This window comes from Microbacterium sp. NPDC064978 (assembly GCF_044543605.1).
In the GTDB taxonomy this organism is placed as follows: Bacteria; Actinomycetota; Actinomycetes; order Actinomycetales; family Microbacteriaceae; genus Microbacterium; species Microbacterium meiriae.
Genome location: NZ_JBITWF010000003.1, coordinates 103,544 through 119,825, shown reverse-complemented (window position 1 = coordinate 119,825; position 16,282 = coordinate 103,544). Strand labels below are relative to the sequence as shown.

Here is a 16,282-nt window from a genome sequence, read left to right as displayed (position 1 = left end):
GCGAGGATCGACACATGACGATTCCGACCGCTCCGCCGCCGCCCGCCGACCACCAGGCGTCGGCACAGGATGCCCCGCGCCGACCGCGCGGCGCCGACCGCTTCCTGCTGTGGGTCGCCGGCCTCGGCGTCGTCCGCACCGACGGGTGGCTCGGCGGCGTGGCCGCGGGCATCGCGATCCGGCTGCGCATCGATCCGCTGATCGTGCGCGGAATCCTCGTCGTCGCCGCCCTCTTCGGTCTTCCGGCCCTGTTCCTTTATGCGCTCGCCTGGGCCGTACTACCCGACGTCGACGGCCGCGTGCATCTGCGTGATCTGCTGCAGCGCCGGTACGACCCCGTGCAACTCGGCATCCTCGCCCTCGCCGTGATCGGCCTCTTCCCGACGGCCCCGCTCACCGGGCGCCTGTTCGGCCTCGGCTACGACGGCTGGTCGGCACTGTCGACGTTCACCTGGGTGGTCGGGCTCGTGCTCGCCGCCGCCTTGCTCTTCCTCATCGTGCGTGCTTCGCGCCGCACTCCGGGCGCTTCCGCGCCGGATCTGCCGGGGGCTTCCGCAGATCCGGCGGCCCCGGCCGCGTCCGCCCCCCTCGCGGGTTCGGGTCCCGCCACGGGGGCGGACGCCACTCCTTCCCCGGCGGCGGACGCGCCTCCCCCGCTTCCGCTCGCCGACGCCGTCGGGCACGACGTCCTCGCCATCCCCGCGCCTCCGGCCCCCCTGCCACCCGGCACGCAGGACCCCGCCGCGCTGGAAGCCTGGCGCGCCCAGCACGCCGCCTGGAAGGAGCAGGATCAGGCGTGGCGCCGTCAGCAGCAGGATGCGGAGCGCGCCGCACGCGACCAGCTCCGCCGGGAGCGTCAGGCCGAAGCCGCCGTGTTCGCCGCCGAGGCCGCGGAGCGCCGACGCCTCCGCCGCGCATCGAACCCGCGCGCCGGCTTCCCGTTCGTCATGACCGCCCTCGGCCTCGCCATCGTCGTCGGCGCCGGGGTGGGACTCGCCGTCGGAGAACCCGTCGGTGGGGCGCTGGGGCTGTTGTCCGGCGCTCTCGTCCTGGCCCTGGCGATGATCACGGCGGGAGCCCTCCGTCGCCGCAGCGGCGCCCTGGCCTTCCTCACCGTGCTGACGCTTGCCGCGGGTCTCCTCACCGGCTTCCTGTCCACGATGCCCGGTCTCACCCTCGGGTACGCCTCGCTCACGAACAACCAGGAGGCGCACATCCGACAGCCGTTCGGTGATCTGTACCTGCAGCTCCACCCGCACGACGGCGGCCCCCGCCCCATCGAGATCGAGAAGGGATCGGGGCGGACCGAGATCTTCGTCGACGCCGGCGTGCAGCTGCAGCTCCGCGGCACTGTCGGCGACGCCGTGGAGGTGAGCTGGCTCCGCGTCGATCCGGACGATCCGATGGTCATGGACACCGGCGTCATCTCGACCCGGCCACGGGGCGAGGAGAACGTCCTCACCGCGAACATCTCCGCCGAGGAGGGCAGCCCCTCCACGATCCAGCCCGTGACCATCGACCAGTCGAGCGGCGTCATCGTCGTGACCCTGCAGGAGCCCGAGGAGGGCCAGGAATGAGCACCGAGACCATCACCGCACCACGGGTGCGCTGGGCATCCATCATCTGGGGCACGACCTTCGCCGCGATCGCCGTGGGGGCGCTGTGGTTCCTCGCCGACGCGGATCGCCGCGCCGCGCTGGCCGACGGCGTGGGGACGATGACTCCCGCCACCCTGCTCACGATCGTGCTCCTCACCGCGGGAGCTCTGTTCCTCGTGGGCGGTGTCGCCGGGCTGGTCCGCCGGACTCAGCGGAACTCCCCCGCCGAGGACTCGGAGGACCCCGAGTAGCCTGGATCCCATGGCGCACCAGGGACGACGACCCGCGAAAGGCTCCGGCAAGGGCTCACCCGCCCACCGGGGCCGTGCCGCGGGCGGCGGCTCACGCCAGGGGAAGCCGGCTCCGCGCCGCTCACCCCGCGCCGAGAAGGTCGTGTTCGACGCTCCGACCGCCACACCCGAGGAGCCGCGGACGTTCCGCCTCGGCGCCGTGCCCGGAGCGACGCCGGGCAAGTGGATCGACACGTGGAAGCGGCGCCTGCCCCACGTGGCCCTCGAGCTCGTCGCGATCGAGGTCGCCGGGCAGCGAGAGGCGCTCGATGATCTCGACGCCGCCCTCGTGCGCCTCCCGCTGGACGACGACGCCCTGCACGTCATCCCGCTGTACGACGAGGTCCCCGTCGTCGTGGCCTCGACCGATTCGCACCTGCTCGCGGCGGACGAGCTGACGACCGCCGACCTCGACGGCGAGGTGCTGTTCTCCCTGTCCGACGACGTGCTCGGGCCGGTCGAGCTGCCGGGCACCATCCCTGCACGCGTCGGACCCCTGTCGACAGGCGACGCGATCGCCACGGCGGCGACCGGTGTGGGCGTCGTCGTCGTCCCGATGTCACTGGCCCGACTGCACCACCGGAAGGACGCGGACTATCGGGTCCTCGCCGACGGCCCGGTCTCGACCGTGGCCCTCGCCTGGCCGCGCGACCGAACCACGCCTGACGTCGAGACCTTCGTCGGGATCGTCCGAGGACGCACCGCGAACTCGTCCCGCTGAGCCGTCGGGCCGGGACGCTCCCCCTCGTTAGAATCGCCTGATGGCCTCGCTTCTCTACGTCTGCGTGCGACCCGAGACCGGGGCGGCGGATGCCGAGCACGCTTCGTTCCGGCGGGCCCTCGGGGTCGACGTGGTCGATCGTCTCGACCTGCTCCACGAGCCGCTGACCGCGGCCCACCTGGATCGCTACCGCGGCGTCGTCATCGGCGGTTCGCCGTTCAACGTCACGGACGTCGAGAAGACCCCGGTGCAGCGGCGCGTGGAGGCCGATCTGGAGACGCTCGCCCGCGCCGCACGGGAACAGCGGATCGCCGCCTTCTTCACGTGCTTCAGCATCGGGGTGCTCACCCGCCTCCTCGGCGGCGAGGTCGTGACGACCATGCCGGAGGCGGCGAGCGCGACCGTCATCGACACGACGCCGGAGGGCGCCGTCGATCCCGTGTTCGGCCCGTCCGGTCCGGCGCTCACCGTCTTCACCGCGCACAAGGAGAGCGCCGCCACGACTCCGCCGGGGGCGGTGCTGCTCGCCACCAACGCGGTCTGCCCCGTGCAGGCCTACCGGGTGGGGACGCACCTGTACGCCGCGCAGTTCCATCCCGAGCCGACGCCGCGCGACTTCGCCGACCGCATGACGTTCTACCGCACGACGGGGTACTTCGATCCGGCCCAGTTCGACGCGGTGCAGCAGGAGGTCCTCGCGGCCTCGGTCACCGAGGGTGCCGCCCTGCTCCGCCGCTTCGCCGAGCTGTTCGGCTGAGCGATACCCGGCGCGTAGAGGTGGCGTCGACGGCAGAATGCAGGGATGAAGTCTGTATGGATCGTGTTCGACGACGAGGATGACGCTGGCATCTACGGCGTCTTCGACAACCGCGAAGACGCGGATGCCTATGCCGATGAGGTCAGTCACATGTCCTCGAATGGTATGAAGATTGCGGATTTTCCGGTGCCATGGCGCCTGACGGACAGGGCCACTCGCATAGAGATCTGACACCTCCGAAGAGGGGATACACAGGCCGATGTGCGCCCTTGTACGGTGATGGTGCCCTAGTGAGGCGGGTTGAAGGAAAGGTAGCTATCGATGAGTGAGTCGATTGTTGCGCGATCTGGTTCGAGGCCGGCAGCCCGAATGTGCCTCAGCGCTCTTCGCGTCTCTGGCGGGCCCTGCCGATGAAAGATCCCTGGATCCAAACGGTCGTACATGATGCGGGCGTACAAGAAGAACCGTTCGAACTGGGTGCGTCGTAACGCTCCGCCGATCAACTAGATGGGAAAGGCACCGCTGGCCCGGCCCGCGGTGCTTTTCTCATTCTTTGTTGGGCGTCTCAGGTCGGGGCATCACCGCGGAGCAGCGGGATGCGCTCGCGCAGGTAGGCGTCCAGCGGCATGAAACCGCCCGCCTGACTCCAGCGCACCGACGGCACGCCGTCGATGAGCGCGAGCGGACCGGAGGAGCCTCCGGCATCCACCGCGTCGACGTCGATCACGCTCCAGCCGACGTGCACGACATCCCCCTCGTGGAAGCCGCCCCGGAGGGCGAGGGCCCGGCGCTCGGCCCGTGCGCGCGCCGACTCGGCGGTGTATCCCCGCCGTCCGGGGTCGGCGGCTCGCAGTACCTCCGCCGTCGCCAGGGCATGCGTGTCGGTGAGCAGGATGACGCCGAGGTGCCAGGCTTCGCCGACACGGACGATCCGCCGCCCGCGCCAGCGCGAGTCCTTCTCCTCGCCGAGGCCCTCGCGGGGTGCACCGGCCAGCTCCTGCACGGCCTGGGTCAATAGGGCGGAGGCGGTGGTCACAGCTCCCCCAGCGTTGTCTGGTCGGCGAGGCGCGGGCCGGCGACCTGCGCACGATCGCCACGCAGCGTCATCCCGATCAGCGGGTAGAGGAGCACCGACAGCATGCCCGCCCCGACGAGCGCGGCCGCGGTCCCGGAGTCGAGCATGTCCTGATCCACACCGATCGCGGTGACCGCGACGATGATCGGCAGCCCGGTGGCCGCGAGCAGGCCGAGGGCGGCACGTTCACGTCCGCTCGCGCCCGCCGGGGCGGAGAGCTGAGCGGCCGACCCGCGGATCACCAGGAGCGCCAGCAGGAACACCGGCACCAGGGACATCGCCGAGGGGGACGTCAGCAGCGCCTGCAGGTCGAAGGTCACACCCGTGTAAAGGAAGAACACCGGGACGAGGAAGCCGAACGCGAGCCCCTCGATCTTGCTCTCGACCTCCGCCGCATCCTTCTCGGGCGCCCGCGCCATGATGATGCGCCAGATGGACCCCGCGACGAAGGCGCCGAGGAGCATGTCCAGGTCGAGCATCACGCTGAGGCCGACGAGGGCCGCGATGAGGAGGATCACGAAGCGCACCCCGAACTGGTCGGAGGTGTGGAGGGTCGCGCGCACGATGCCGTGCAGGCGCCCGTGCGGCACCCGGTGCGCGACGAGGACGGCGAGTCCCGCCAGCACGACGAAAGTCAGCAGCACCGCGGTGGCCAGGGGTGTCGTCCGGGTGCTCAGGAAGATCGAGATCGCGATCAGCGGCAGGAACTCCCCCACGGCGCCGATGGTGCTGATGGCACGGCCGAACGGGGTGTCCAGCTCCTTCGCATCGCGCAGGATCGGCATCAGCGTGCCGAGGGCGGTCGAGCTCAACGCGATCCCGATGACGACCATGCCCTCGCCCGGGGCGAAGAAGAATCCGAGCCCGATGCCCAGCAGCACGCTGAGCAGCCAGCCCAGCGACGCCCGGCCCAGGGGCTTCCCGGCCACTTGGCGGAAGTCGATCTCGGAGCCGGCGACGAAGAACAGCACGGCCAGGCCGAAGTCGCTGAGCTTCTCCAGGAGGGGCCCTGGCTCCACCCAGCCGAGCACCGCAGGACCGACGAGGATCCCGAGGACGAGCTCGAACACGACGATCGGCACCCGGACGAGCGGACGGACGCCGCGTGCGAGAAGCGGTGCGGCCACCGCCAGCAGCGGGATCAGCACCAGTCCGACGTCGCTCGCATCCACGGTCTCAGGGTAGCGACGCCGCGGGCGATTCGCTCCCCGCCCGCGCGACACGGCAGAATCGATGCACACCCCGAGGAGCAGCCATGACCCAGCCCGATACCGCCCGACTGCTGATCGCCTGCGACGACCAGCCCGGCATCGTCGCCGCGGTCGCCGGCGTGCTCGCCCGGCACGGGGCCAACATCATCTCGCTCGACCAGCACTCGACCGACTCCGAGGGTGGCCGATTCTTCCAGCGGACGGTCATCCACCTCGACGGTCTGTCCGCCGCGCGCCCCGCCCTGGAGGCCGACATCGCGGCGGTCGCGGAGCGCTTCGGCATGGAGTGGTCGCTGCACGACGTCGCCCGGCGCAAGCGCGTGGCGATCTTCGTCTCGAAGTACGACCACTGCCTCATGGAGCTGCTCTGGCGCACGCAGCGGGGGCAGCTCGACATCGACATCACCATGGTCGTCTCGAACCACCCCGACCTCGCCGAGGCGGTCCGCTCCTTCGGAGTGCCGTTCGTGCACATCCCCTCGACGGACAAGCAGGCGATGGAGGAGCGTCAGCTCGACCTCCTCCGCGGCAACGTCGATCTCGTCGTGCTCGCCCGGTACATGCAGATCCTCAGCGACGACTTCATCACGCGCCTCGAAGCCCCGGTCATCAACATCCACCACTCGTTCCTGCCCGCCTTCATCGGCGCGAACCCCTACGCCAGGGCGAAGGAGCGCGGCGTGAAGCTGATCGGTGCCACGGCGCACTACGCCACAGCCGACCTCGACGAGGGGCCGATCATCGAGCAGGACGTCACGCGGGTCACGCACTCCGAGTCCGCGGCCGAGCTGCAGAGCCGGGGCGCCGACGTCGAGCGTCTGGTGCTCGCCCGTGCCGTGCAGTGGCATGCCGAGGACCGCGTGATCGTGCACGGCCGCTCGACCGTCATCCTCTAGCGCACCGGCCGCTCAGCGGTCGGCGTTCCTCACCGGCCGGGGACTCCGGCGGCGAGCTCTGCGAAGACCTCGGCGGCGGTCGTCCCGCGCGCGAGCGGGGCGGCCTGCCCCATCCACAGCGACTGCAGCTCGCCGAGATTCTGCTCTCCTGCCGCCGCGCGGAAGCGTCCGGTGAGCCAGTTCTGCATCGGGAACGGGGCGATCGTGCCGCTCGCCTCGATCGCCCGCACCGCGCGATTGCGGGCTCCGCGGGCGAGGCGTCCGCTCATCGCCTTCGTCAGCACGGTCTCGTCGGCGGCAGTGGTCCGGATGGCGTCGCGGTGCGCTGCGGTCGCGGCGGATTCGGCGGTCGCGAGGAACGCCGTCCCCACCTGCACGCCGGAGGCACCGAGGGCGAAGGCCGCCGCGACCCCGCGGCGGTCGGCGATCCCGCCGGCGGCGATGACGGGCACGTCGACCGCGTCCACGACCTGGGGCACGAGCGCGATGGTGCCGACGAGCGACTCGGTCGCGGGGCGCAGGAACGACACGCGGTGCCCGGCCGCCTCGGCTCCGGACGCGACGACGGCATCGACTCCGGCTTCGGCGAGCGCGACCGCTTCGGCGACCGTGGTGGCGGTGCCGACGACCCGGATGCCGCGGTCGCGGGCCTCGGCGACGACGGCGGGCGACGGCACCCCGAACACCACGCTCAGCACGGCGGGGGCGACCTCCCAGACCGCGTCGAGCTGCTCGTCGAGGTCGGGCATGTAGCGCTCGGGGCGTGCCGGCACCGGAACCCCGACGGCCTCGTAGAACGGCTCCAGCGCCTGCGCGAAGACCGTGTGCTGCGGGTTCGGCACGGCCTCGTCACCCAGGGGCAGCCAGATGTTCAGCGCGAAGGGGCGGTCGGTGGCGCGGTGCAGCTCGGCCCCGACCTCCCGGATCCGGTCCCCGTCGTAGCCGTAGAGACCGTAGGATCCGAGCCCGCCGGCCGCGCTCACCGCCGCCGTCAGCTCCACCGACGAGGTCCCCCCGAACGCCCCCAGCACGATCGGATTCTCCACTCCCAGAAGTTCTTCTGTCGCCATACCCCGACGGTACGCCTTCGAATCGTCTGAATGACTCCATCGGCGGCCCGGATACAGCGATTCAGGCGATTCGAACGGGGTAAGCTCGCGGCATGAGCGAGTGGTTCGGGCAGATGCTCGGCTTCGTCGCGGCCGCGATCGGCCTTGTGACGATGCCGGATGCCGCCGCGCTCGGGCTCGCGATCGCGCTGCTCGCCGTCACCGTCCTCACGCTCGCGCTCGTGCTGAGCGTGCGCCACCAGGCCTCCGCCGATGCCCCGCACCCGCTGCGGGCGATCGATGTCGGAACGCTCCTCCCGCAGAGCGATCCGGATGCCGCCGGGCACCCTCGTCCGCGAGCGCCGGGAGTCGCGACCGCCGCGTAGTCCGTCCGACCGGGACCGCGCGGCCTTCGCCGACCCTTCCCGACCTCATCGAACGGACCTTCCCGTGGACATCTTCGCCTTCCCTCCCCTCGCCGCGCTCCTGGACACCGCCTACGGCGCCCTGAACGGCCTCTCCACCCTTCTCGAACCCCTCGCCGGCCCCTCCGCCGCCGCCCTCGCCGTGGTCCTGGTGACCCTCCTCGTGCGCGCCCTCCTCATCCCTGTCGGCATCTCCCAGGCCCGAGCCGAGCAGACCAGAGCCCGCCTCGCCCCGAAACTGCGCGCGCTGCAGCAGCGCCACCGGAAGAACCCGGAGCGCCTGCAGCAGGAGATGATGGCGCTTTACCGGGCCGAGAACACCTCGCCCTTCGCGGGGATGCTGCCCGTGCTGGCGCAGGCACCCGTCGTCGGGCTGCTGTACACCCTGTTCCTGCGACCGGAGATCGCCGGACACCCGAACGAGCTGCTCACCCACGACCTCTTCGGCGCCCCGCTCGGCACGAGCCTGGTGTCGGCCCTGTTCGGCGGCACAGCGACCCCGGCGACGGTCGCGGTCTTCGTCGTGCTGCTGGCCGTTATGATCGCCGTCGCCGAGGTCACCCGGCGGGTGTTCCGGCCCGTCCCCGTCGAAGGCGACGACTCCCCGCTCAGCTCCCCCGGCATGCTGCGGATGATGTCGGCGCTGCACTACCTCACCGCGGTGTTCGCGGCCTTCGTCCCCCTGGCCGCCGCGCTCTATCTCACGGTCACGGTGGTGTGGACCCTCGTGCAGCGGGTGATCCTGCGCCGCCGCTACCCGCTGCCGCAGCCGGCCGTCGTCCGGGCGTGAGAGCCGCTCGGCCGGAGGGGTCAGTCCGGAAGCGGGATCGGAGCGGTGAACGGTCCCGCGGCACCGTCGCCCCTCCGGTCGCGGCGCACGCCGAGAGTGGTCCCGACGCTCGCCGCGATCACGAGCGCCACCGCGAGCAGCCGCAGCGGCGTGGCGTCCTGTCCGAGGATGAGCCACCCGGCGAGCGTCGCGAACGCCGGCTCGAGGCTCAGCAGCACCCCGAACACCCGCTGCGGGAGCCGACGGAGCGCCGCGAGCTCGAAGCTGTACGGGATGACGGACGAGAGCACCGCGGTGACCGCCGCGAGCAGGAGGAGCTGCGGGTCCAGCGCCACGGTCGCCGCCGCGGGCACACCCACGGGGATGAGGAGCACGGCCGCGACGACGAGTCCCATCGCGAGCCCACTGCTGCCGGGGATGAGGGCGCCGACGCGCGCGCTCATCCGGATGTACATGACCCAGAATCCGGCCGCGATGAGGATGAAGACCACGCCGAGCGGGTCGAGGGGCTCGGCGCCGACGAGGCCGTCCACGCCGAGCAGCGCCATGCCGAGCAGGGCCACGCCCACCCACACCGCATCCCGGAGACGACGGGTCAGCACGGCGGCGAGCACGAGCGGCCCGAGGAACTCGATCGCCACGGCCGGCCCCAGGGGGATGCGGTCGATGGCCGCGTAGAAGAAGCCGTTCATCGCCGCGAGCGACACCCCGAACAGCACCGCGGCGAGCCACTGCGACCGGGTCCAGGCGCGGGGCCGCGGTCGCACGATGACGACCAGCAGCAGCGCGGCGATCGCGACGCGGAGCGATGTCACGCCCCACGGCCCGAGGACGGGGAAGAGCTGCGCGGCGACGGCGGCGCCGAACGGCAAGGAGAGGCAGGATCCGATGACGAGGGCGACGCCCACGAGGGGTCCGGATGTCGCGGGTCTCTGCACCAGACAAGCTTAGGCGGCGGGGTCCTGCCTCCCCGCCGCCTGCGCCCTCCTCACGCGGATCAGAGCGGCTTGCCGCCCGTCACTGCGAGGACTGCTCCGGACACGTACGACGACTCCGCCGAGGCGAGGTACACGTAGGCTCCGGCGAGTTCGGCGGGCTGGCCGGCGCGCCCCAGCGGCGTGTGCTGCCCGAACGTCTCCAGGCGCTCCGGCCCCCATCCGGTCGCGGGGATCAGCGGCGTCCAGATCGGACCGGGCGCGACGGCATTGACGCGCACGCCGCGCGGCCCTGCCTCCTCTGCGAGCGCCTTGACGAACGCGACCTGTGCTGCCTTCGTCATGGCGTAGTCGATGAGACCCGGTGACGGCTGCGCCGACTGCACCGACGAGGTCACGATGATGCTCGATCCGGGCTCGAGGTCAGGGAAGGCGGCACGTGCCGAGAAGACGAGACCGGCGAGGTTCGTGTCGAACACTCGACGCATCTTCTCGGTGTCGAGGTTCTCGAACCCGTCGATGTCGTGCTGGTAGGCCGCGTTGAGGACGAGCACGTCGAGTCCGCCGAGTTCGCGGCGCGCGCGGTGCACGGCGTCGGTCGCGAAGGCCTCCTCGCGGACGTCGCCGGGGATGCTGACGCCGGTGCGACCGGCCTCGCGGACGAGCGCGAGCGTCTCCTCCGCATCCTCCTGCTCCTCGGGCATGTGCACGATGGCCACGTCTGCACCCTCGCGGGCGAAGGCGATCGCGACGGCACGCCCGATCCCCGAGTCGCCGCCGGTGATGAGGGCACGCCGCCCCTCGAGCCGCCCGTGGCCGACGTAGGACTGCTCGCCGTGATCGGGCTCCGGGGTGGTCTTCTCGGTGAGGCCGGGCTGGTCCTGGCTCTGCGCCGGGAACCCGTCCTCGTGGTGCGCGTGTCGGGGGTCGGTGAGGCCGCCGTCGCGGGTGGTGTCGGTCATTTCCGCTCCTCCTGTCATGGGGCTGACGATCAGGTCGTGATCGAGCCTCGCGGCTTCGGAGGGCGGACGGCAGGGGGTTGACAGCCCCGGGCGGTCTCCGGGAAACCCGCCTCAGCCGGCGGAGGGGGCGTCGCCGTGCGGGGGCTCGGCGTTCTCGGCGGGCTCGGGAACCAGGTAGAGCCCGGTGGGAGCGTTGGCGGTGAAGGCGAGCGCCTCGATCCAGGCCCGGTTGACGGCGGGCTGCCGGCTGCCGAAGTACTTGAAGACGAGCGAGCTGCCCGGCTGGATCCAGACGGTGGTCCGGCCGCCGCCCACGCTGGCGTCCTCACGCCAGCTGAACGGGAACGGCTCGCCGCGGCGCAGCTTGGCCGTGATCACGAGCTGCAGGTGCGTGAGCGCCCGATCCTCGATCTCGGTCTTCACGCTGCCTTCGTAGATGAACTTGCCCATCGGGTGATGCTCCTCGGTCGGGTGGTCCTCAGCCCGGCGGACACTGCCGGGATCGGCCTATGGGTAGAGGGTAAGCCCTCGGACGGGGCGCGCGGCAAATCGGCCTCGGAGGGCGACGCACGCGTCGAAGTCAAGGCCCTGCGCACGATCCATGCGGGGGTTAGCCTCGAATCATCGACATCCGAGGAGGGCACCGCCATGACTGACCGCCACATCGACGACCGTCCCGAGGAGGGCTACACGCCCGGCACCACCCACGCCGAGCGCGGCGCGGGCAACCCGCGACTGCGCGTGCGGCGCGACGACGAGCGCACGGAGTTCGCGCTCGACATGGAGGAGGTGCGCATCGGTTCCGCCGCAGGGAACGAGCTGCGCCTCGCCGACACCGAGCCCGTGCACGCGACGGTCGTGCACGACGACCGTGACGAGTACGTGGTGACCCTGCACGCCGACGGCGAGATGAACTCCAACCCCGACGCGGACGCCACCCACCCCGGCGAGCGCACCGAGACGCTGCGCACCGGATCCCGCTTCACGGTGGGCCCGTGGGAGCTGGTGTTCGCCCGCGAGGAGTTCGCCGACCACGGCCGGCCCTTCGGCGGACGCCTCGGTGGCGAGTTCTCCGACCAGCCGCTGCAGGAGGCGCGTCCGGGCTACGACGCCGACGACGAGCGGCTCTCGCAGGCCGACGTCAACGACGAGCTCTCTCAGTCGGACTCCAAGGCCGACTGATGGTGCGGGGTGCCGACGGGTTTGGACTCCGCTGACCCCCGCTGCCGGAGGTAGATCGCGAACGCGACCATCGTCCCGACCGCGAGGAACTCGGACTGCCAGTTCTGCAGCGTGCGGTCCCAGAAGTCCGAGCTGGTCACGTAGTCGGCCCAGGTGATCGCGGCGACGCCGTGCATCGCATTCTCCTCGTTCATGACGACCGTGCCGGCGAGCGACTGCGCGAACCAGGACAGCACGAACACCGCCCCCATCACGATCAGCAGCGAGTTGCCGAACACGGCGGCTCGCCATCCGCCCGCCCGGGCCCACCGCGGCGAATCCGGGCGGGCGTGCGGGCCGACGAGCTGATCCGCATCGCTGCCCGGCCCCTCATCGCCGGGTTTCTTCGACTCCGGCGACCCCTTCTGCACGAACCAGATCGTCGCAGCGATGAAGAGGAAGAACTGCAGGAACTCCGACTGCCAGTTCTCGGCGACGTCGACGGCGAAGTCGGACGACCAGAGGAAGTCCCCGAAGCCGATCGCCCGCTGCCCGTGGTCGAGGAGCTCCTCGTTGTTGCGGAGGTAGCCCGCGAGCGCCTGGCCCCCGAGCGCGAGCGCGAACAGCGCGAGGAAGAAGAGGCTGAGGGCATGGTCCTTGATCCGCGAGCGCATCGTCATCGCCCTCCCAGCGGCAGGCCGATCATCACGGCGAGCCCGACGCCGATGATCCCCGCCCAGATCCAGAAGACCGCCCGCATTCCCGCGGTGTCGCGCGCATCCTCCGCCATGTCCGCCTCCTTCGTCGGTGTGACCACGGTCCGACGATGGCGCGCAGGATGAGTGCCCTCCAGGGGCTTGACGCGGACACGGTTGTCAATCCCCTCCATCAGGGTTCCGCGGCACCCGTAGCCTGGCGGAACCGATGAGAGGAGCGCCCGATGACCGCACCGAACGAGACCCCCGACCTCGAACGCCTCGGCGAACTCGCCCGCAGCCGAGGCCTGCGCGTGAGCGTGGCCGAGTCGCTCACGTCCGGACGCCTCGCGAACACGATCGGCGCCGGCGAGGGGGCCTCCGGCTGGTTCGCCGGCGGCATCGTCGCGTACTTCACGGAGGTGAAGGAGCGGGTGCTGGGGCTGACCCCGGGGACGGACCCCACCTCCGCGGCCTGCGCCGAGCAGCTCGCCACGGGAGCGCGGGAGCTCTTCGACGCCGACATCTGCGTCTCCACCACCGGCGTGGGCGGGCCGGGTCCGGAGGGCGGTCACCCCGCGGGCACGGTCTACCTGGGCTGGGCGACCGCCGACGATGCGGGGCACCGGAGGCTGGCCCTGACCGGCGATCCGGACGAGATCCTGTCGGCGAGCGTCGACGCCGCAGTACGACTGCTCGCCTTCCACGCCGAGGGGCTGCACCCCGCAGGACCGCGGCGCTCCGGCTCGGACTGAGAACTCAGCGCCCCGGCACGAGACCGACCCGCAGCGGGGCTCCCGGCGCTGTGGCCTCCGTGAGGGCGGCGTCGATGTCGAGGAGCGATCGCACCGCACCCACGGCCTCGCTGAACGGATACGCGCGCCCGCGCCCCGCGAGGAACGACGCCGCTGCCGCGAGGTCGTCGGCACCGTAGTTGTGCACCCCCGCGACCGTGATGAGTCGGCGGACGAGATCCTCCGCGTCCAGCGGGACCGGGGCTGCGGGGAACACGCTGCCGACGAGGACCACCGTCCCGCCGACGGCGACGCCCGCGAGGGCCTCCCCGACGGCATGCCCTGAGGCCTCGATGACGACGTCGGGGTCGCGGTCGAGCGCGGTGGCCCCGAACCGGGAGGCGAAGGCGCGCCGGTCGTCGTCCGGATCGCGCACCTCGACGACGGCACCGTGCTCGGCGGCGATCGCCGCGGCACTGATCCCCACGAGTCCCGCGCCGTGGATGCGCACCGCGGCGCCGTCGAGGTCGATGTCACGGGCGGCACGCGCCACTGCGGCCCACGCGGTGGCTGTCGCGCAGGCGGCCGGCGCCAGCACCGCAGCGGGCAGCGCCTCCGGCACGCGCACGATCGCGGTGCCGGCCCGCAGCTGCACGTGGCTGGCGAACGCCCCTGTCAGGTCGCCGTGGGCGCCGACACGGTCGTGGCCGTACTTGCCGAGAACACGGCACTTCTGCGTGAGGCCGCGCCGACAGCGGTCGCAGGTGCCGCACGACACCGTCACCGACCAGACCACACGGTCGCCGATCCGCAGCGGCGTGCCGTCCACCGCGTCCGCACCGTCATCGCCCATCGCGATGACGCGACCGACGCTCTCGTGCCCGAGGACGAGCGGCGCCGGCGCGGACCGGCGCCCCTGCACGGTGTGCACGTCCGACCCGCAGATCGTGGACATCTCCACGGCGACGAGCACGTCCTGATCGCCGAGCGCGACCCCTGGGACCGCGATCGTCTCGTGCGGGTGCCCTTCGCCGACCCAGACCATCGCGGTGGCCGCGGGGCGCAGCGCGACGTCCCTCCGGTGTCCGGGCGGGCGGATCAGCAGCGTTCCCATGACTCGACTCTCAGACGGAGGCGACGGCAGCGGGAAGGAGCTCTCGCTGGGCCAGAGCCCCCCGCAGCGCCGTGACGTCGGGGAGCACGGCGTGGGCGCCCGCTCCGCTCAGAGCCGCGCGATCGTGGGCGCCGGTGAGCACTCCTGCGACGAAACCGGCACCCGCGCGGCGGCCCGACTCGACGTCGCTCACGGTGTCGCCGGCGACGGCCACAGCCTGCACCGCGGACGCTCCCGTGCGCAGAAGGGCGGTGAGGACGAGGTCGGGCGCGGGGCGTCCGCGGCCGGCGTCGACCGGGGAGAGCGCGAGGTCGATGAGCCCTCCCCACCCGAGGCCGTCGAGGATCGCCTGTCGGGTGACCGGCGCGAACCCGGTGGTCAGTGCGACGGTGAGCCCGGCGTCCTTCAAGCCCTGGATCGCGTCCGCCGCCCCGGGGATCTCCGCGACGCCGTCTTCGGCGACGATCTCGGCGTACGCGGCCTCGAACGCCGCGGTGGCCTGCCGTGCCGCGACCGCATCGCCGTCGGCCAGGTGCAGGAAGACATCGAGCTTGGACTGTCCCATGGTCTTCCTGACATAGCCGAGGGCATCGTCCCAGGGCAGCCGTGCGGCGACGCCGGTGCGTTCGGCGGCGCGCTGGAACGCCTGCTCCACCACGCCGTCGTCCACGACGGTGGTGCCGGCCATGTCGAGGACGACGAGTTCGATGGGAGTGGTCATGGGGTTCCTTCCAGAGCAGGGGTGCCGCCGAGGGCGGCGGTGAGGTGCAGGTCGGCGAGCCCGAGGCCGCAGGTCATGCCGATGCCGGTGGTGGCGGCGAGCACGAGCGCACCGTCGTCTCCGCGGTCGACGAGGAACTCGCCGGGGGCTTTCGCGTACACGCCCTGCCACCGCTCGATGATCCGTGGTGCACCCCACTCGAACAGGGCCTCGGCCTCGCTGAGGAACGCGGTGAACGCGGCCTCGGGCTGGAACGGCGAGGGGGCGGCGCCGGTGGCATGCGAGTCACCCAGGATGAGCGTGCCGTCGGGAAGCTGCGTGTACATCTGGTTGAGGTCGAGGGCCGCGAGGTCGGGGCGCTCGGCGTGCAGACGCTCGCGCAGGACTCGGGCCTCCGGTCCATCGGCGAACCGCCCGTACCGGATGAGCGACCAGCCGGTCAGCAGGGGCGCGGTCAGCGGTCGCGGGAACGAGACCGCCGCCCGCATCATGTCGAGCGCACAACGCATCACGCCGTGGCGCTCGGCGACCTCGGGCAGGAGCTGATCGATGTCGTGGTTGACCGCCACCACGACGGCCCCCGCGTCGATCGCACCGCGCGTGGTCTCCACCCGCCCTGCGCCGAGCGCCGTCACCGCGGTGCGGAAGCGGAACTCGACGCCCCGGGCCGTCAGGTGCCGCACGATGGCCGTCGCCGCGGTCCGCGGGTCCGTCTGCAGGTCGGCCTCGATGAGGGCGCCGCCGACGAGGCCGTCCCGACGCAGCGGGGCGCGGCGGAGGAGCTCATCGGCCTCCAGCATCCGGATGCCGCCGTCCTGCGCCGCCGCGGTCATCACGGCGAGCTCGTCCTCATGCCGGGCCGCGACGAGCGTGCCCGACTCGCGGATCCAGAAGCCCGCGTCCCTGGCGAGCTGCAGCCAGAGATCGCGCGAGGCATCCGCGTATCGCCGTGCCTCCCCGCCCTGCGCGCCGATGCAGAGGTGGCCGAAGTTCCGGATCGTGGCGCCGGTCGGGGTCGCGCTGCGGTCGACCACGACGACGCGGAGCCCCCGGCGCACGGCCGCGTACGCGGCCCCGAGGCCGACGATGCCTGCACCGACGACGACGACGTCGGGGTTCTGCTTCGCCCCGTTCATCGGAACACCTTC

The 16,282-nt window shown here is 72.0% G+C and carries 20 protein-coding genes; 10 read left to right on the top strand and 10 right to left on the bottom strand.

Translation table 11 applies throughout. From position 1 onward, the window contains the following. Positions 1–14 precede the first annotated feature (14 nt). The 5 genes from ACIGJI_RS10555 to ACIGJI_RS10535 are packed head-to-tail and all read left to right on the top strand — an operon-like array spanning position 15 to position 3,597. Positions 15–1,577, top strand: coding sequence for a PspC domain-containing protein (locus ACIGJI_RS10555; protein ID WP_363446669.1), 1,563 nt, complete (start codon positions 15–17; stop codon positions 1,575–1,577). Next, positions 1,574–1,849: a hypothetical protein gene (locus ACIGJI_RS10550; RefSeq protein ID WP_187662321.1), complete on the top strand. Its 276-nt coding sequence runs from the start codon at positions 1,574–1,576 to the stop codon at positions 1,847–1,849. The genes ACIGJI_RS10555 and ACIGJI_RS10550 overlap by 4 nt, the downstream gene beginning before the upstream one ends. Before the next feature lie 10 nt (positions 1,850–1,859). Then, on the top strand, positions 1,860–2,609 hold the full coding sequence (locus tag ACIGJI_RS10545; RefSeq protein WP_187662322.1) for a substrate-binding domain-containing protein: 750 nt from the start codon (positions 1,860–1,862) through the stop codon (positions 2,607–2,609). Between the two features lie 40 nt (positions 2,610–2,649). Further along, positions 2,650–3,366: a GMP synthase gene (locus ACIGJI_RS10540; RefSeq protein WP_280564949.1), complete on the top strand. Its 717-nt coding sequence runs from the start codon at positions 2,650–2,652 to the stop codon at positions 3,364–3,366. Between the two features lie 45 nt (positions 3,367–3,411). Then, a complete protein-coding gene (locus tag ACIGJI_RS10535; protein ID WP_280564951.1) occupies positions 3,412–3,597 on the top strand; it encodes a hypothetical protein in 186 nt (61 codons plus the stop codon). Between the two features lie 334 nt (positions 3,598–3,931). Here ACIGJI_RS10535 and ACIGJI_RS10530 read toward each other — a convergent pair whose 3' ends face one another. Together ACIGJI_RS10530 and ACIGJI_RS10525 are read right to left on the bottom strand one after the other, a co-directional pair. Continuing rightward, positions 3,932–4,402 (bottom strand): glutaminase, encoded by a 471-nt coding sequence (locus ACIGJI_RS10530; protein ID WP_280564953.1) that lies wholly within the window; start codon positions 4,400–4,402, stop codon positions 3,932–3,934. Next, entirely contained in the window at positions 4,399–5,613 is a 1,215-nt protein-coding gene (locus tag ACIGJI_RS10525) for a cation:proton antiporter (RefSeq protein WP_363446666.1), read from the bottom strand. Before ACIGJI_RS10525 ends, ACIGJI_RS10530 begins: the two co-directional genes overlap by 4 nt. Positions 5,614–5,696: 83 nt before the next feature. Here ACIGJI_RS10525 and purU point away from each other — a divergent pair, with 83 nt between their 5' ends. Next, a complete protein-coding gene (gene purU, locus ACIGJI_RS10520) occupies positions 5,697–6,548 on the top strand; it encodes a formyltetrahydrofolate deformylase (protein WP_187662325.1) in 852 nt (283 codons plus the stop codon). A 29-nt stretch (positions 6,549–6,577) separates the two neighbouring features. Here purU and ACIGJI_RS10515 read toward each other — a convergent pair whose 3' ends face one another. Beyond that, positions 6,578–7,618, bottom strand: coding sequence for a nitronate monooxygenase family protein (locus ACIGJI_RS10515; protein ID WP_187662326.1), 1,041 nt, complete (start codon positions 7,616–7,618; stop codon positions 6,578–6,580). A gap of 92 nt (positions 7,619–7,710) precedes the next feature. On the opposite strand from ACIGJI_RS10515, the gene ACIGJI_RS10510 reads away from it, so the two are divergent. Together ACIGJI_RS10510 and ACIGJI_RS10505 are read left to right on the top strand one after the other, a co-directional pair. After that, a complete protein-coding gene (locus ACIGJI_RS10510; RefSeq protein WP_085606466.1) occupies positions 7,711–7,983 on the top strand; it encodes a DUF6412 domain-containing protein in 273 nt (90 codons plus the stop codon). A gap of 64 nt (positions 7,984–8,047) precedes the next feature. Then, positions 8,048–8,812 carry a membrane protein insertase YidC gene (locus ACIGJI_RS10505; RefSeq protein WP_363446664.1) on the top strand — a complete coding sequence of 255 codons (765 nt, stop codon included), beginning with the start codon at positions 8,048–8,050 and terminating at the stop codon, positions 8,810–8,812. Between the two features lie 20 nt (positions 8,813–8,832). On the opposite strand, the gene ACIGJI_RS10500 is transcribed toward ACIGJI_RS10505, so the two are convergent. From ACIGJI_RS10500 to ACIGJI_RS10490, 3 genes are all read right to left on the bottom strand, one after another. Further along, a complete protein-coding gene (locus ACIGJI_RS10500) occupies positions 8,833–9,750 on the bottom strand; it encodes a DMT family transporter (protein ID WP_187662328.1) in 918 nt (305 codons plus the stop codon). 59 nt (positions 9,751–9,809) lie between these two features. Beyond that, positions 9,810–10,709: an SDR family oxidoreductase gene (locus ACIGJI_RS10495; RefSeq protein WP_366244099.1), complete on the bottom strand. Its 900-nt coding sequence runs from the start codon at positions 10,707–10,709 to the stop codon at positions 9,810–9,812. Between the two features lie 111 nt (positions 10,710–10,820). Then, entirely contained in the window at positions 10,821–11,159 is a 339-nt protein-coding gene (locus tag ACIGJI_RS10490) for an ATP-dependent DNA ligase (RefSeq protein ID WP_187662330.1), read from the bottom strand. 198 nt (positions 11,160–11,357) lie between these two features. On the opposite strand from ACIGJI_RS10490, the gene ACIGJI_RS10485 reads away from it, so the two are divergent. Further along, on the top strand, positions 11,358–11,891 hold the full coding sequence (locus ACIGJI_RS10485) for an FHA domain-containing protein (RefSeq protein ID WP_187662331.1): 534 nt from the start codon (positions 11,358–11,360) through the stop codon (positions 11,889–11,891). Here the strand turns inward: ACIGJI_RS10485 and ACIGJI_RS10480 are convergent. Beyond that, the gene (locus ACIGJI_RS10480; protein WP_259954344.1) at positions 11,867–12,544 is read right to left on the bottom strand and encodes a DUF6766 family protein; all 678 of its coding nucleotides are present in this window, start codon (positions 12,542–12,544) and stop codon (positions 11,867–11,869) included. The two genes, ACIGJI_RS10485 and ACIGJI_RS10480, sit on opposite strands and share 25 nt — an antisense overlap. A 266-nt stretch (positions 12,545–12,810) precedes the next feature. On the opposite strand from ACIGJI_RS10480, the gene ACIGJI_RS10475 reads away from it, so the two are divergent. Continuing rightward, on the top strand, positions 12,811–13,320 hold the full coding sequence (locus tag ACIGJI_RS10475) for a CinA family protein (protein WP_187662332.1): 510 nt from the start codon (positions 12,811–12,813) through the stop codon (positions 13,318–13,320). A gap of 4 nt (positions 13,321–13,324) precedes the next feature. Here the strand turns inward: ACIGJI_RS10475 and ACIGJI_RS10470 are convergent, their stop codons facing one another. The 3 genes from ACIGJI_RS10470 to ACIGJI_RS10460 are packed head-to-tail and all read right to left on the bottom strand — an operon-like array spanning position 13,325 to position 16,270. After that, entirely contained in the window at positions 13,325–14,413 is a 1,089-nt protein-coding gene (locus ACIGJI_RS10470; RefSeq protein ID WP_363446661.1) for an alcohol dehydrogenase catalytic domain-containing protein, read from the bottom strand. Between the two features lie 10 nt (positions 14,414–14,423). After that, positions 14,424–15,134: an HAD family hydrolase gene (locus ACIGJI_RS10465; protein ID WP_187662334.1), complete on the bottom strand. Its 711-nt coding sequence runs from the start codon at positions 15,132–15,134 to the stop codon at positions 14,424–14,426. Continuing rightward, complete coding sequence (locus ACIGJI_RS10460; RefSeq protein ID WP_363446659.1) at positions 15,131–16,270, bottom strand: TIGR03364 family FAD-dependent oxidoreductase; 1,140 nt, start codon at positions 16,268–16,270, stop codon at positions 15,131–15,133. The genes ACIGJI_RS10465 and ACIGJI_RS10460 overlap by 4 nt, the downstream gene beginning before the upstream one ends. Positions 16,271–16,282 lie beyond the last annotated feature (12 nt).

Coding starts and splice junctions, on each gene's coding strand:
- ACIGJI_RS10510 (WP_085606466.1), top strand. CDS start 7,711: ATGAGCGAGTGGTTCGGGCAGATGCTCGGCTTCGTCGCGGCCGCGATC.
- ACIGJI_RS10465 (WP_187662334.1), bottom strand. CDS start 15,134: ATGACCACTCCCATCGAACTCGTCGTCCTCGACATGGCCGGCACCACC.
- ACIGJI_RS10555 (WP_363446669.1), top strand. CDS start 15: ATGACGATTCCGACCGCTCCGCCGCCGCCCGCCGACCACCAGGCGTCG.
- ACIGJI_RS10460 (WP_363446659.1), bottom strand. CDS start 16,270: ATGAACGGGGCGAAGCAGAACCCCGACGTCGTCGTCGTCGGTGCAGGC.
- ACIGJI_RS10495 (WP_366244099.1), bottom strand. CDS start 10,709: ATGACCGACACCACCCGCGACGGCGGCCTCACCGACCCCCGACACGCG.
- ACIGJI_RS10470 (WP_363446661.1), bottom strand. CDS start 14,413: ATGGGAACGCTGCTGATCCGCCCGCCCGGACACCGGAGGGACGTCGCG.
- ACIGJI_RS10545 (WP_187662322.1), top strand. CDS start 1,860: ATGGCGCACCAGGGACGACGACCCGCGAAAGGCTCCGGCAAGGGCTCA.
- ACIGJI_RS10515 (WP_187662326.1), bottom strand. CDS start 7,618: ATGGCGACAGAAGAACTTCTGGGAGTGGAGAATCCGATCGTGCTGGGG.
- ACIGJI_RS10480 (WP_259954344.1), bottom strand. CDS start 12,544: ATGCGCTCGCGGATCAAGGACCATGCCCTCAGCCTCTTCTTCCTCGCG.
- purU (WP_187662325.1), top strand. CDS start 5,697: ATGACCCAGCCCGATACCGCCCGACTGCTGATCGCCTGCGACGACCAG.
- ACIGJI_RS10540 (WP_280564949.1), top strand. CDS start 2,650: ATGGCCTCGCTTCTCTACGTCTGCGTGCGACCCGAGACCGGGGCGGCG.
- ACIGJI_RS10535 (WP_280564951.1), top strand. CDS start 3,412: ATGAAGTCTGTATGGATCGTGTTCGACGACGAGGATGACGCTGGCATC.
- ACIGJI_RS10485 (WP_187662331.1), top strand. CDS start 11,358: ATGACTGACCGCCACATCGACGACCGTCCCGAGGAGGGCTACACGCCC.
- ACIGJI_RS10475 (WP_187662332.1), top strand. CDS start 12,811: ATGACCGCACCGAACGAGACCCCCGACCTCGAACGCCTCGGCGAACTC.
- ACIGJI_RS10550 (WP_187662321.1), top strand. CDS start 1,574: ATGAGCACCGAGACCATCACCGCACCACGGGTGCGCTGGGCATCCATC.
- ACIGJI_RS10490 (WP_187662330.1), bottom strand. CDS start 11,159: ATGGGCAAGTTCATCTACGAAGGCAGCGTGAAGACCGAGATCGAGGAT.